The organism is Kitasatospora sp. NPDC058048 (genome assembly GCF_042885555.1).
Classification (GTDB): domain Bacteria; phylum Actinomycetota; class Actinomycetes; order Streptomycetales; family Streptomycetaceae; genus Kitasatospora; species Kitasatospora lactacystinica.
On sequence record NZ_JBHVRT010000036.1, the window covers coordinates 89,976 to 104,631 of the forward strand.

Below are 14,656 nucleotides of genomic sequence, written 5' to 3' on the forward strand. Positions count from 1 at the left end.
CGATCGGGCCGATCGCCGGGCGGTGCGGACCCGGCCGCCCGGGCACCGGCAGCGCTGGGTGACCGCGTGCGGCGCCACGACCGGCTGCCGCCACGGGACCGTACGGCCCGGAGGGCGCGGGCCGCGGGGGAAGGGCGTCACCGGTAGACCGGGGCGCCGGACCTGACGGCGTGCCGGGCACGGCGGCGAGCCCCGGAACGAAGGCGCGGCGCGCCGGTACCCACCCGGTACCGAGCACCGCATGGCACGACCCACCGCCGGGTACGGCCAGACACGGCACATCCGCCGACGGGACGGCCCCGCCGGCCCGGCACCACCAGCACGCGATCGAGCACGCTCGCGGCCCACCGGCCTGACCCGGCCACCGGACCGCCGAGGGGAGGAGAGTCCGGTGACCGCCATGAGGCCACCACAGGCCATGCCGGCCGAGAGCGTGGTCGGCGCGCCGCCCAGGCCGATGGGCCGCCCCGACCAGGCCCCGGTGGCCGGGCCCGCGGGCGCACCGGTCGGCCCGGGCCGACCCGCGGCCCCGCCGCGCCCGCAGCCGCCCGCCGTCCACCACGCGGTGATCTGCGTCAACGCCCCGGCGATGGCCGCCTCCGGCCCCGACGGCCAGCTGCGCGGCCACGGCCTGCACGGCTTCTACCGCAACGGCGTCCGGGTGCTCGCCCGGATGGAGCTGCGGCTGGGCGGCATGGAGCCGCTGCCGCTCCAGGGCACCCTGACCAGTACCGCCGAGGCCCGCTTCCTCGGCGCGGTCCGCGTCCCCGGCGACCTGGACCCGGACCCGGCGCTCACCGTCGAGCGGCTGCGGCACGCGGACGGAGTGGAGACGGTGGTCGTGCGCAACTCCGGTCCGCGGCCCGCCCGGCTGCCCCTGGAGATAGCCCTCGGCACCGACCTCGGCCCGGTCGCCGAGATCGCCGCCGGGCACCGCCAGCCCGACCTGCCGGGCCAGGTGCAGTCCGCCGGGCTGCGCTGGACGGGGCCGGTGCACAGCGCCGTGGTCAGCGCCCAGCCCTCCCCGCACGCCGTCCTGGCCGGCGCCGGCGTGCTGCGTTGGGACCTGGAGGTCCAGCCCGGCGCCCGCTGGTCGGTCGAGCTGCACACCGAGCTGGAGAGCCCCGTCGGCGGCCCGCGCCCGCCGGGCGGCCGCGGCACCGGCGCCCCGCTGCCCTGGTCCGAGCCGGAGGTCCGCAGCGACGACGGCCGGGCGGCTCCGCTGGTCTCCCGCTCGCTGGACGCCCTCGGCGGGCTGCTGTTCGCCGACCCGGACCGCCCGACCGACCTCTACCCGGCCTCCGGCGCGCCCTGGCGCTTCGGCCTCGCCCCGGCCGACGCGCTCTGGGCCGCCCGGCTGACCCTGCCGCTCGGCACCCGGCTGGCGGCCGGCACCCTCCGGGCGCTGGCCCGCCGTCAGCAGCTCGCCCCCGCCCCGGGCCGCACCGAGGGCCTGCTGCCCGGCGCCCTGCGCCACGGCGGTCCCGAGCTGCCGCCCACCTGCACCGCCACCGAGGCCACCCTGCTGTTCGTCACCGTGCTGACCGAGGCCTGGCGCTGGGGCCTGCCCCCGGCGGAGGTCGCCGAGCTGCTCCCGGCCGCCGAGCGGGCCCTGGCCGCCCTGCGCGAGGGCCTGGTCGACGGCTTCGTCACCGACCTGAGCCGCCCGCTGGAGGAGCGCTCCGCCCACCCGGTCGCCGCCCGCGCCGAGGTCCAGGCGCAGGCCCACCGCGCCGCCCTGCACGGGGCCGAGCTGCTGGAGGCCTTCGGCAGGCCGGGCGCCGAGGACTGGCGCGGCTGGGCCGCAGCGCTGCGCGGGCGCTTCCGCGAGCGGTTCTGGATCGACGACCTGTCCGGCGGCCGTCCCGCGGCCGGGCTGGCCCCGGGCGGCCAGCCGCTGCCCGCCGTCGCGTCCTCCCTGGTGCACCTGCTGGACACCGGGCTCGCCGTCGACGGCGGCCGGTACGAGAGTCTGCTGGACCGCGAGCAGACCCGGTTGCTCGCCCAGCGCTTGGTCGCGCCGGAGCTGGACAGCGGCTGGGGCCTGCGCACGCTGAGCGCCAAGTCCCCCCGGTTCAACCCGCTGGGCCACCGCGGCGGTGCGGTGCGGGTCCACGAGACGGCCCTGGCGATCGCCGGACTGGCCGAGGCCGGCCACGAGAACGAGGCCGGCACCCTGTTGGAGGGCCTGCTCGCCGCGAGTGCCCACTTCGAGGGGCGGCTGCCGGAGATGTACGCGGGGGAGCAGCGCACCCCGGGCTGCCCGCCGGTGCCGCACCCGGCCGCCTGTCGCCCGGCGGCGGTCTCCGCGGCCGCCGCCGCGCACGCGGTGTTCGCCCTCGCCGGGGTCCGGCCCGACGTCCCGGGCGGCCGGGTGCTGGTCCGCCCGGCCAGCACCGCACCGCTCGGCGAGCTGGAGCTGACCGGCCTGCGGGTGGCGGGCGAGCCGTTCTCCGTCCGGGTGAGCCGGATCGGCGTGGCGATGGTGGAGGAGGCGTCCACGGACCTGCAACTCGTCGCCCGCTGAGCCGTCGCGGGGGCTCGCGCCCCCGCGACGGTGACACCGGGTCACCGACGCCGCGCCTGCCCGTTCCCGGTCCCGCGCTGGACGGGTGCGAACCGCACGGGGCCCGTGCGGGGCCCCGGCCCTGCGCGGTCCCCGTACGGGCCTGTGCTTATCGTCAGAGAGACGACTATGATCGTCGCCATGTCGCGCTACGATCCGTCGGCCTTTCCCCCGTTCGCTGTCACGGTTGACCTCGTGGTGCTGACGGTGCGCGACCACTCGCTCTGCGCCCTGCTGGTCAGACGAGGAGAGCCGCCGTTCCAGGGGTACTGGGCGCTGCCCGGCGGCTTCGTCCGCCCGGACGAGGGCCTGGCCGAGGCCGCCTCCCGAGAGCTGGCCGAGGAGACCGGCCTGCGCGCGCACACCGCCCCCGGCCACGAGGCGGTCGGCCCCGGCGCGGCCGGTGCCCACCTGGAGCAGCTCGCCACCTACGGCCACCCGCAGCGCGACCCCCGGATGCGCGTGGTCAGTGTCGCCTACCTGGTGCTGGCCCCCGATCTGCCCACGCCCCGGGCCGGCGGTGACGCCAGCAGCGCCCGCTGGGCCCCGGTCGGCGAACTCCTCGGCGAGAACCCGGCCGACGGCGTCCCGCTCGCCTTCGACCACGGCCTGATCCTCGCCGACGGTGTGGAACGCGCCCGCTCCAAGATCGAGTACTCCTCCCTCGCCACCGCCTTCTGCCCGACCGAGTTCACCGTCGGCGAGCTGCGCCGGGTCTACGAGGCGGTCTGGGGCGTGGTGCTGGACCCGCGGAACTTCCACCGCAAGGTCACCGGTACCCCCGGCTTCCTGCTGCCCTCGGGCGGCACGACGACGCGTCAGGGCGGCCGTCCGGCCCAGCTGTTCACCGCCGGCGGGGCGACCGTCCTCAACCCGCCCATGCTCCGCCCGGAGTCCTGAGCGCCGCTGGACCCGTGCCCGCCCCGCTCCGCCCCGCCCCGTCCCGATCCCCCACCCGGCCCGCTCCGTCGCGGCGAGCGGCCCCGAGGCGGCCGAATGGCCTGACCTGGCTGCGAACGCGGGGCCGGCGGCGCAGAGTGTCGGTGGACGCTCCGGCCGCCGGGTCGGAGGCCTTCCGGCCCAGGGAGCCCCGCGATGGCCATTGAGGACTGCGCCAACCAGCGAACCCTCATCGAGGGGCTGGCGGCGGACTACCGGAGCCTCGACGAGACCACCACCGCCACGGAGAAGGAACTGGCCGCACTGCAGGCCGAGCAGGCGGCGCCCGAGGCGATCGCCGCCGTGCAGGAACGGCTGGCCGCCGAGCGGGAGCGACTGGGCGAGATCACGGTGGAGGGCCAGGCCGCCGTCGACGAGTTCCACGCGGTGTGCGGCGGCGAGCAACTCCCACCCCCGCCCTGGCCTCCCCGCTAGCGGCTGCGCCCCGTCCTCGGGCACGGCGCTGCGCCCGGCCTGAGCTCCCGGGGTCACCGATGCCGGTGAAGCTCCCGAAGCCCGGTGAAGCTCCCGAAGCCCCGGAGCCATCAGCGTTCCCGGAGCCGGCCGGAGCGGCCCGGTTCCGGAGCAGCCAGGGTCCGGAACGGACCGGTCCCCCGTGAATCGCAGGATCGGATTTTCCCCTGATCGGGTGAGGTGGGCAGTCGGCGGGCCCGTGCCGTTCCCGCAATGCCCGGAATAGCCGTCGTCGCCCCCTAATGTGCTGGCGCGGAGCCGCGCGGGTGCATGCCCGCCCCTCAGGGGCGCTCCGCATCGAGCAGGTCGGCCGAAGGCATGGGAGCAGCCAGCGATGATCCAGATCACCGGACTGACCAAGGTCTATCGCAAGGGTGCTCCGCCCGCGGTACTCGATCTGACCTTCGACGCCCGGCCCGGCACGGTGACCGCGCTGCTCGGCGCCGAGGGGGCGGGCAAGTCCACCGCGCTGCGGCTGATGCTCGAACTCGAACGGGGCCAGGGCGTCACGTTCTTCGGCGACCGCCCGTACCGCCGGCTGCGCCACCCCGAGCGCGTGGTCGGGGTGATGATGCCCGGCGCGGGGGAGTCCGCAGTGGCCGGTCACCCGGGCCGCAAGGCGCGCAGCCACCTGCGGATGCTCGCCGGGGCCGTCGGCGTCCCGGCCCGCCGGGCCGACGAACTGCTGGAGCAGACCCGGCTGGCCGCGGTCGCCGGGCAGCGGCTGCGCACCTTCTCGCCCGGCATGCACCGCCGCCTGGCGCTGGCCGCCGCCCTGCTCGGCGACCCCGGCGCGCTGCTGCTGGACGGGCCCGCCGACGGCCTGTCACCGCGCAACGTCGAGTGGTTCCACTCCTTCCTTCGCTCCTTCGGCGCCGCCGGCGGAACGGTCCTGGTGACCACTCGCAGCCCGCAGGAGGCCGCGCAGCTCGCGGACCGGGTGGTCACCCTGGACCGCGGCCGGCTGGTGGCCGACCAGCCCGTCGCGGAGTTCCGGCAGACCAGGCTCAGTCCCGAAGTGGCCGTCCGGGGGCCGCAGATGGCGCGACTGGCGGATCTGCTGGTCAGTCAGGGCGCGGAGGTCCGCCGGGACGGCAGCGTCGGTCTCGCGGTGGCCGGGATCGACCGCACCGAGATCGGCGAACTCGCCTACCGCCACGGGATCCTGCTGCACGAGCTGGCCGACCGGGTGGTCGAGCAGCCGGCGCCGCGGGTCGTCCTTCCGGTCGGCTCGGGCAGCTCCGGCGACCTCCGCCTCCACCCGGAACCCGAGACCGGCCCGAGCCCGGAGCCTGGCCGGCGGCCGAAACGGGAGCCGACCCGGGAGGCGGGCCCGAAGCCGGCCGCCCGGCGGGTCCCCGAACCGGCCGCCGAGCCCGTTCCGGTCGAGGCCGTGACGTCCCTGGCCGAGCCCACGACGGCCCCGCCCCAGCCCCCGCCCCAGCCCCTGCCCCAGCGCTCGCCCCTGCCCTTGACCCCGGCCGAACCGGCCACCGCCGCCGCGCCCGGAGGCGTCGCCGTCCCGAAGCGCGGCGCTCCCCGCCGTCCCAGGCAGGACGGTGCCCTGCCCGCCCGCGCCCTGCCCGCCGTGGCCGTCGCCGCCGCCCTCCCGGCCGCTGCGCTCCCCGTCCTCGGCTCGGTCGGCCGCCGACCCGAGCCGTCGGGCCGTCGCCCCGGGCCGTCCATGCGGACGGGGGCCGGCGCCATGGACGAACCCGCGCCTACGGTGGCCGTCGACCGGCTCTTCCGCGACGACCCGGCCCCGCCGCTGGAGCCCGCCCGGGTCCGGCCCCTCGGCCGCCGGGCCAGCGCCGACGACCTGCTCACCGACGACACCGTGCGCCTCCGGCGCCCCGCCTCGGGCGCGACCGCCGTCCGAGCCTCCGCCGTCCGGGGTGCCGCCGCCCAGAGCCCCGTCAGGCGAGCAGCGCCGGCCACTCCGGCGACCCCGGCCACTCCGGCGGCCCCGGTCACCCCGGGCACCTCTGCAGCCCCCGCCATCCCCTACGACCACCGGAGCGAGTGACCCGTGCGTGTCCTGGCCTACGAGCTGCGCCGCCTGCGCGGCCTGCGTTCCACCTGGCTGCTGCTCGCCGCCGTACTGCTCTGCGACGCCGGCGTGGCCGCCGTCCTGGCCAGCCAGGCCCCGGACGGCCCGCTGACGGCCCCGGCGGGGGTGCGGCTGCTGACCGCCGCCGTCCCGCTGATCCCGCTGCCCTTCGCGGCGCTCGGCGCCGGGGTGCTGGGCGCGCTCTCGTACGGGCACGAGGTGCGCCACCCGGGGCTGGTGGCCTCGCAGGTGTCGTACCCGCGCCGGGTGCGGCTGCTGCTGGCCAAGCTGGTGGTGATCGGCCCGGTGGCGGCGCTGCTGGCGCTGGCCACCCTGCTGTTCGACACGGTGGCCGTGCACCTCGCGCTGCAGGACGGCGTCACGGTGGCGGCCGGGGCGGACCCGTCCGCACTGTCGGACCGGGTCTTCGAGGTGCTGACCGGTGCGGGGGTGTCCGGGCTGTCCGACCTGCCGGGTGTGGGCGCCCCGCTCGGGCTGGTGGCCGGCCACGGGGTGCCCGCCGCACTGCTGGCCTTCGTCCTGCTCACCGTGGTGGCGGGCTGGACCGGGGTGCTGGCCGCCTCGCTGACCCGCAGCGCCGCGGCCGGGGTGCTGCTGCTGTGCGCGCTGCCGCCGCTGCTGGAGTCCGGCGTCGCCCTGCTGCTGCGCCGCACCGGCAGGCCGTGGCCGACCCGGGCGACCGAACTGCTGCCGTTCCAGTCCGGGATCGAGTGGGCCTACGGCTGGGTGTACGGCGGTGCGCACGAGGCGGTGGCCGGGAGCGCGGCGCTGACCGATCCGGCGCTGCTCGCCGCGGTCGCGACCCCTGCGGCGCTCCTGCTGCTGGCCGCCCTGCTGGCCCAGGCCCGCCGCCGAGCCCTGTAGCGCCGCGTCGCACGGAACGCCCGCGCCGCACGGATCTGCCCGCGTCGCACGGAACGGCCCGCGCCGCGCCCCACTGGATCGCGCTGGGCCGCTTGTGCGGGGCCGCCCGCCCGGGCCCGAGGCTGCGTCACGGGTGCGGTCCCGCCCGGGACTTCCAAGATCGACCAGCAGTGACCGTAATGCGCGGTTCTTCCTGATAAGAAGTCAATTATCCAGTCACGGTCGATCACCCTTTCGTGTGCTTTTCACGAGAATTCTCAAGCCACGCCTGCCGATCGCCGACAAAGGAGGCGTGAGTACCCTTGCGCACCCCACCATGACCCCCGCCCGTTCCGCCGAAGGGCCCATCCACGGTCCCGGCGACCTGGACCGCTTCTCGTACGCCGACCGGCCGACCCCGCCGGTGCCCCGCTGGGAGGGCGCCGAGTCGGACATCGCCCGGGTCGGCCGCAAGACCACCAGCAGTCGGGGCCGCGGTCTGCACGGCCAGCTGGTCCAGCAGCTCGGCCAGATGATCGTCTCCGGCGACCTCGGTGCCGACCGCCCGCTGGTGCCCGAGGAGATCGGCCAGCGGTTCGAGGTCTCCCGCACCGTCGTCCGCGAGTCGCTGCGCGTGCTGGAGGCCAAGGGCCTGGTCAGCGCCCGGCCGAACGTCGGCACGCGGGTCCGTCCGGTCGGCGACTGGAACCTGCTGGACCCGGACATCATCGAGTGGCGCGCCTTCGGGCCGCAGCGGGACGAGCAGCGCCGGGAGCTGTTCGAGCTCCGCTGGGCGATCGAGCCGCTGGCCGCCCGGCTCGCCTCCGGCCACGGCCGGGAGGACGTCCAGCAGCGCCTGGTCGAGCTGGTCGAGATCATGGGCCACGCCGCCTCCCAGGCCGACCTCTCGACCTACACCCGGGCCGACGCCGAGCTGCACGGCCTGGTCCTCCAGATGGCGGGCAACCGGATGCTGGAGCACCTGTCCGGGATCGTCGCCTGCGCGCTGCAGGTCTCGGGTGGTCCGGCGATCTCCTGCGAGCGCCCCACCGAGTCCTCGGTCAGCCTGCACGCCCGGCTGGTGGAGGCGCTGGGCGCCGGCGACGGCGCCGCGGGCGAGGTCGCGATGCGGGCGCTGCTCACCGTTCATCCCGAGATCGAGCCGTCCGTTCCCGCGCCCAGGGAGCACTGAACGGGCTGTTTTCCACGAGCGGAGGCGCCGGACGGCGGCGGCCCGCTCCGCCCGGGCCCTCCGGCCGCACCGCGCGGCGCAGCCGGGGGGCTTCCGCATGCCGCAGTCCCATCGGGCGGAGCCGGCGGAGGCCGCGTGGCCCGAAGGGGTGGCGCCCCCAGGGGGCGAACCGCCGGGAGCGGCCCGGCGAATGCGGGCGGTGAAAGCGGGCGGCGAATGTGGGCGGCGAAAGCGGGCCACCGTCGGGCCTGTCCATGACAAGGGATTCGCCGGCGAGTGCGCGATGATGGATAGCGGCTCCGGGTTGCGGGCGCCGGATGGTGTGACCCGCGACACGAAGGCCATGCGTAACACTTGACGAGTAGCAGCGATGTGTCCTGAGCGGAAGCAGCTCCGGAATACTCCAACATGTCAGAATGCTGTGTTGGTCCGCGGCGCTGCTGCCGTCCTGCAAACCCAGTCCTCAAGCCCGAGTCGGTCGGAATCGACACCGCGCGTCCGACGCGCGATTTCCTTCCCCGCCCGCTCGGGCGGCCGGTACGGGTTCGAGATCCACTCATCGTCCGAGAGGTTGTTCGTGTCGGCCAGCACATCCCGTTCGCTTCCCCCCGAGATCGCCGAGTCCGCGGCTCTGCTGGCTCTCATCGAGCGGGGCAAGGCCCAGGGGCAGATCGCCGGTGACGACGTGCGCCAGGCGTTCGAGGCGGACCAGATCCCGGTCACCAAGTGGAAGAACGTCATGCGCAGCCTCAATCAGGTGCTGATTGAGGAGGGCGTGGACCTCATGGTCAGCGCGGCCGAACCGGCCGGCGCCAAGCGCAAGAGCGTTGCTGCCAAGAGCCCCACCAAGCGCACCGCCACCAAGGCTGTCACCACCCGGACCCCGTCGGCCCCGACCAAGCCGCCCGTGCGGATCGCCCCCGGCGCTCCCGTCGCGGCTCCGGCCGTCGTCGCCGCCGCGGCCACGGCTCCCACCGTCTCCGCCGAGATCACCGCCGAGGAGACGACCGGCGTCGTCGCCGGGGTGAAGGCGCCGGCCAAGAAGGCCGCGCCGGCCAAGAAGACCGCCGCCAAGAAGACCGCCGCGCCGGCCAAGAAGACCGCCGCCAAGAAGACCGCCGCCGGCAAGACCGCCAAGGGCGACGAGGAGCTGCTCGGCGAGGAGGAGCTGCTCGAGGACGCCGCGCTGCCCGGTGACAAGACCGAGGCCGAGGGCACCGGTCCGGAGGAGGAGTCGGAGGGCTTCGTCCTCTCCGACGACGACGAGGACGACGCGCCGGCCCAGCAGGTCGCCGTCGCCGGCGCCACCGCCGACCCGGTCAAGGACTACCTGAAGCAGATCGGCAAGGTCCCGCTGCTCAACGCCGAGCAGGAGGTCGAGCTCGCCAAGCGCATCGAGGCCGGTCTGTTCGCCGAGGACAAGCTCTCGGCCGCCGACAAGCTCGCCCCGAAGCTCAAGCGCGAGCTGGAGATCATCGCCGAGGACGGCCGCCGGGCCAAGAACCACCTGCTGGAGGCCAACCTCCGTCTGGTGGTCTCGCTGGCCAAGCGCTACACCGGTCGCGGCATGCTCTTCCTGGACCTGATCCAGGAGGGCAACCTCGGTCTGATCCGTGCGGTCGAGAAGTTCGACTACACCAAGGGCTACAAGTTCTCGACCTACGCCACCTGGTGGATCCGCCAGGCGATCACCCGCGCCATGGCCGACCAGGCCCGCACCATCCGCATCCCGGTGCACATGGTCGAGGTCATCAACAAGCTGGCCCGCGTCCAGCGCCAGATGCTCCAGGACCTGGGCCGCGAGCCCACCCCGGAGGAGCTGGCCAAGGAACTCGACATGACCCCCGAGAAGGTCATCGAGGTCCAGAAGTACGGCCGGGAGCCGATCTCGCTGCACACCCCGCTGGGCGAGGACGGCGACAGCGAGTTCGGTGACCTGATCGAGGACTCCGAGGCGGTCGTTCCGGCCGACGCGGTCTCCTTCACCCTGCTCCAGGAGCAGCTGCACTCCGTGCTGGACACCCTGTCCGAGCGCGAGGCGGGCGTGGTCTCGATGCGCTTCGGCCTGACCGACGGCCAGCCGAAGACGCTGGACGAGATCGGCAAGGTGTACGGGGTCACCCGTGAGCGCATCCGCCAGATCGAGTCGAAGACCATGTCGAAGCTGCGCCACCCGTCGCGCTCCCAGGTGCTGCGCGACTACCTGGACTGATCGACGGCAGTCGTTCCACGCGAAGGCCCGGAGCCGCACGGCTCCGGGCCTTCGCGGCTGTCCGGGCCCGGGTGTGTCAGCGTCCGGGTGGTGGTTGTCGCTCGTCCGGGTGGCGGCGCGGCGGGAAGTGGTCGCACGGTGTAGCCGGTCACCTACGCTGTGCCGGTTGCCTGCTTCCGAGCCTCCTGGAGTCACGGTGCCGACCGAGCCGGACCGCACTGACCTGCCGACGCCCATCCCGTTTCCGGCAGACCTCGCCGATCCGGCAGACCTCGCCGATCCGGCCGATCCGGCCGTCGGCCGGGCGGGCCGCCGCCGCAGGGCCGCCGTGCTGGCGCTGCTGGCCGCCGTGCCCGTCCCGCTGGTCGCCCTCGGCGGCGCGGCGCCGGCCGAGGCCCAGCGCCGGGTGGTCGGCGGCACGGCGGCGAGCACCGGGGACCACCCGTGGATCGTGGCGCTGTCCAGCCGCCAGCAGTTCGGCAGCGGCCGTTCCGGCCAGTTCTGCGGGGGCGCGCTGGTCACGCCGACGAAGGTGGTCACGGCCGCGCACTGCTTCTACGACGAGGGCAAGGGCCGGGTGGAGCGGCCGGGGCTCAAGGTGATCGTCGGCCGGGACGACATGCGCGGCACGACCGGCCGCGAGGTGGCGGCGCGGTCGGTCTGGATCCACCCCGACTACTCCTTCGACGCGAACATGAACGACGTCGCGGTGATCACCCTGGCCGAGTCCCAGGGCGCCCGGCCGGTGGTCGAGCTGGTCGGCCAGGGCGAGACGGCGCCGTACCTGGCCGGGACCACGACGCAGGTGTACGGCTGGGGCGACACCACCGGGCGGGGCGACTACTCGCCCACGCTGCGCGGGGTGTCCGTGCCGGTCGTGCCGGACGGGGCCTGTGCGCAGGCGTACCCGGGCGGGCAGGACGGAAAGTTCGACGCCCGGGGCATGGTCTGCGCGGGCGAGGAGCGCGGCGGCAAGGACGCCTGCCAGGGCGACAGCGGCGGTCCGATGATCGTCGAGGGCCGGCTGGTGGGCCTGGTGTCCTGGGGGACGGGCTGCGCCGAGGCGGCCCACCCGGGTGTCTACACCAGGGTGTCCTCGGTCGCCGACGCGGTGCGCTCGGTCCTGTGAACGTCCGCGGACGCGGTGTGTCCGGTGCCGCGGACGTCGCGGTGGGTGTGCGCCCGGTCACGTGCTGACGCCGGGTTCTGACGCAGTGTCGGCAGTCGTGGCCGGGCCGCCACCGGGCCCGGGAGGGCGCCCGGGGGTACAGCAGAGCCGGGCGGCCGGCCCCCGAAGGGGTCAGCCGCCCGGCCCACCGGTCGCGCGCGGTGCACGACCGGACACAGCTCGACGCCGGCTGCTGGTTTTGGCGCCCGGGATCAGCGCTCGTCTTCGGTCGCCGTAGCGGTGGTCGTGGTGAGACGGCCGCTCTCGTCCTGTATCTCCACGGCGATCTTCTTGAGCTCGGGCTCGAACTTCCGGCCGTGGTGGGCACAGAAGAGCAGCTCTCCGCCGCTGGCGAGTACGACGCGCAGGTAGGCCTGGGCGCCGCAGCGGTCGCAGCGGTCAGCCGCGGTGAGCGGGCTCGCAGGGGTCAGAACAGTAGTCACGTCGCCTCTTCTCTAGCTCGACGAGCTGTCGTACCAGGGTCAACATCCAACCAGGCCGAAAACGTTCCCGCTCGTGGCTTTTCTTCTCTGAGGATTCTGCTGTGTTGATGAGGACGTGCCCCGGGCGTCGGTGGTTCATGCGTGCCGATTCCCGGGATCCGCCCGTCGCTCGAACGCCCGATCGGGATCGGGTACGAGGTCCGCGTAGCATAATCCTCTGCCGGGTTGGAGCATAAGCCCCGCCCCGGGCCCCGGTAGCCTGCATAACGGCAGTTCCGGAGCCTGTGCCGGGTCCCACGATCCGCCAGGACCGGTGGTACCGGGAGGAGATGGCGCCCCCGGGGTCCGTACCCGGGTGCGGTGCTTGTTCGCGCAGCGCGTACAAGCTGCGCGGGGCCGGCCCGTCGTGCTGTGCACCCGGCGCAGGGGATCGGGCACGCAGGGCGACGGGTGTCGGTGCGGCGTGCTGCACTGGCGTTTGGTCCGGATGCGTCCGGATGTGACCGATGAGACAGAACTTCACCGAGGAGAGTGCCGCGTGAGTGCCGAAACGACCGTGCCGTCCGCGCTGCTGGCCGGCGACGACGGTTCCAACTACACCGCGCGGCATCTGCTCGTCCTGGAGGGCCTGGAGGCGGTCCGCAAGCGCCCCGGCATGTACATCGGCTCGACCGACAGCCGCGGCCTGATGCACTGCCTCTGGGAGATCATCGACAACTCCGTCGACGAGGCGCTCGGCGGCTACTGCGACCGCATCGACGTCGTGCTGCACCCCGACTCCTCGGTCGAGGTCCGGGACAACGGGCGCGGCATCCCGGTCGACGTCGAACCCAAGACCGGGCTGTCCGGCGTCGAGGTCGTGATGACCAAGCTGCACGCCGGCGGCAAGTTCGGCGGCGGCTCCTACGCGGCCTCCGGCGGTCTGCACGGCGTCGGCGCCTCGGTCGTCAACGCGCTCTCCGCCCGCCTCGACGTCGAGGTCGACCGCGGCGGGCACACCCACGCGATCAGCTTCCGCCGCGGCACCCCCGGCCTCTTCACCGAGGCCAGCCCGGACGCGCCCTTCGAGCCCGGCAACGGCCTGACCAGGGCCCGCAAGGTGCCGAAGACCCGCACCGGCACCCGGATCCGCTACTGGGCCGACCGGCAGATCTTCCTCAAGGACGCCAAGCTCTCCCTGGAGAACCTGCACAGCCGCGCCCGGCAGACCGCCTTCCTGGTCCCCGGCCTCACCATCGTGGTGCGTGACGAGCGGCTCACCGAGAGCGAGAAGGTCGAGGAGAGCACCTTCCGCTTCGACGGCGGCATCGCCGAGTTCTGCGAGTTCCTGGCCCCCGACAAGCCGGTCTGCGACGTGGTGCGGCTGCACGGCGAGGGCACCTTCAAGGAGACCGTGCCGGTCCTGGACGACCTCGGGCACATGACCCCCACCGAGGTCACCCGCCACCTCGGTGTGGACATCGCGCTGCGCTGGGGGACCGGCTACGACACCACGCTGCGCTCCTTCGTCAACATCATCGCCACCCCCAAGGGCGGCACCCACGTCACCGGTTTCGAGCGCTCGCTGGCCAAGACGGTCAACGAGGCGCTGCGCGCGGGCAAGCTGCTGCGTGTCGCCGAGGACGACATCACCAAGGACGACGCCACCGAGGGCCTCACCGCGGTGGTCACCGTCCGGCTCGCCGAGCCGCAGTTCGAGGGCCAGACCAAGGAGGTGCTCGGCACCTCGGCGGCCAACCGGATCGTCGCGGCCGTCGTCGCCAAGGAGCTCAAGGCCTTCCTGACCTCGGCCAAGAAGGACCAGAAGCTCCAGGCCCGGGCCGTGCTCGACAAGGTCGTCGCGGCCGCCCGCACCCGGGTCGCCGCCCGGCAGCACAAGGAGGCCCAGCGCCGCAAGACCGCGCTGGAGACCAGCTCGCTGCCCGCCAAGCTGGCCGACTGCCGCAGCGACGACGTCGACCGCAGCGAACTGTTCATCGTCGAGGGGGACTCCGCGCTCGGCACCGCCAAGCTCGCCCGCAACTCCGAGTTCCAGGCGCTGCTGCCGATCCGCGGCAAGATCCTCAACGTGCAGAAGGCCTCGGTGAGCGACATGCTCAAGAACGCCGAGTGCGCCGCGATCATCCAGGTGATAGGGGCCGGCTCGGGCCGCACCTTCGACATCGACCAGGCCCGCTACGGCCGGGTCATCTTCATGGCCGACGCCGACGTCGACGGTTCGCACATCCGCACCCTGCTGCTCACGCTCTTCCACCGCTACATGCGGCCGATGGTCGAGCAGGGCCGGGTCTTCGCCGCCGTGCCGCCGCTGCACCGGATCGAGCTCACCAGCCCCAAGCGCGGCCAGGAGAAGTACCACTACACCTACTCCGACGCCGAACTGCGCTCCACGCTGCTGGAGTTCCAGCGCAAGAACCAGCGCTGGAAGGAGCCGGTGCAGCGCTACAAGGGCCTGGGCGAGATGGACGCCGACCAGCTGGCCGAGACCACCATGGACCCGCGCCACCGCACGCTGCGCCGGATCAACCTGGGCGACCTGGAGCAGGCCGAGAGGATCTTCGACCTGCTGATGGGCAACGACGTCGCCCCGCGCAAGGAGTTCATCGTGGACTCGGCGGCCACCCTGGACCGCTCCCGCATCGACGCCTGATCCCGGCCGCGCGCGAGGGCCCTCCACCGCCGACCACCGCGACCTGAACAACCGGCCGCGCTTCACGACCGCCCGGAGGGTCGGGTCGTGAAGAATCG

At 74.4% G+C, this 14,656-nt stretch carries 10 protein-coding genes; 9 read left to right on the top strand and 1 reads right to left on the bottom strand.

Annotation, left to right across the window (positions count from 1 at the left end; all coding sequences use genetic code 11):
• Window positions 1-400: 400 nt before the first annotated feature.
• The 8 genes from ACFVVA_RS31190 to ACFVVA_RS31225 all read left to right on the top strand — a co-directional run bounded on the left by ACFVVA_RS31190 (window position 401) and on the right by ACFVVA_RS31225 (window position 11,426).
• Window positions 401-2,527 carry a glycogen debranching N-terminal domain-containing protein gene (locus ACFVVA_RS31190; protein ID WP_387694115.1) on the top strand — a complete coding sequence of 709 codons (2,127 nt, stop codon included), beginning with the start codon at window positions 401-403 and terminating at the stop codon, window positions 2,525-2,527.
• Between the two features lie 180 nt (window positions 2,528-2,707).
• Window positions 2,708-3,466, top strand: a complete 759-nt coding sequence (locus ACFVVA_RS31195; protein ID WP_387694105.1) for an NUDIX domain-containing protein — start codon at window positions 2,708-2,710, stop codon at window positions 3,464-3,466.
• A 195-nt stretch (window positions 3,467-3,661) separates the two neighbouring features.
• Window positions 3,662-3,940 carry a hypothetical protein gene (locus ACFVVA_RS31200; RefSeq protein WP_387694106.1) on the top strand — a complete coding sequence of 93 codons (279 nt, stop codon included), beginning with the start codon at window positions 3,662-3,664 and terminating at the stop codon, window positions 3,938-3,940.
• Window positions 3,941-4,313: 373 nt separating this feature from the next.
• The gene (locus ACFVVA_RS31205) at window positions 4,314-6,005 is read left to right on the top strand and encodes an ATP-binding cassette domain-containing protein (protein ID WP_387694107.1); all 1,692 of its coding nucleotides are present in this window, start codon (window positions 4,314-4,316) and stop codon (window positions 6,003-6,005) included.
• Window positions 6,006-6,008: 3 nt separating this feature from the next.
• The gene (locus ACFVVA_RS31210; protein WP_387694108.1) at window positions 6,009-6,914 is read left to right on the top strand and encodes a hypothetical protein; all 906 of its coding nucleotides are present in this window, start codon (window positions 6,009-6,011) and stop codon (window positions 6,912-6,914) included.
• 238 nt (window positions 6,915-7,152) lie between these two features.
• Window positions 7,153-8,085 carry a FadR/GntR family transcriptional regulator gene (locus ACFVVA_RS31215; RefSeq protein WP_387694109.1) on the top strand — a complete coding sequence of 311 codons (933 nt, stop codon included), beginning with the start codon at window positions 7,153-7,155 and terminating at the stop codon, window positions 8,083-8,085.
• A gap of 577 nt (window positions 8,086-8,662) precedes the next feature.
• The gene (locus tag ACFVVA_RS31220) at window positions 8,663-10,297 is read left to right on the top strand and encodes an RNA polymerase sigma factor (protein ID WP_387694110.1); all 1,635 of its coding nucleotides are present in this window, start codon (window positions 8,663-8,665) and stop codon (window positions 10,295-10,297) included.
• A 328-nt stretch (window positions 10,298-10,625) separates the two neighbouring features.
• The gene (locus ACFVVA_RS31225; RefSeq protein ID WP_387694116.1) at window positions 10,626-11,426 is read left to right on the top strand and encodes a S1 family peptidase; all 801 of its coding nucleotides are present in this window, start codon (window positions 10,626-10,628) and stop codon (window positions 11,424-11,426) included.
• 251 nt (window positions 11,427-11,677) lie between these two features.
• Here the strand turns inward: ACFVVA_RS31225 and ACFVVA_RS31230 are convergent, their stop codons facing one another.
• Window positions 11,678-11,908: a hypothetical protein gene (locus ACFVVA_RS31230; RefSeq protein WP_359912625.1), complete on the bottom strand. Its 231-nt coding sequence runs from the start codon at window positions 11,906-11,908 to the stop codon at window positions 11,678-11,680.
• 538 nt (window positions 11,909-12,446) lie between these two features.
• On the opposite strand from ACFVVA_RS31230, the gene ACFVVA_RS31235 reads away from it, so the two are divergent.
• Window positions 12,447-14,558, top strand: coding sequence for a DNA topoisomerase IV subunit B (locus ACFVVA_RS31235; protein WP_359912622.1), 2,112 nt, complete (start codon window positions 12,447-12,449; stop codon window positions 14,556-14,558).
• Window positions 14,559-14,656 lie beyond the last annotated feature (98 nt).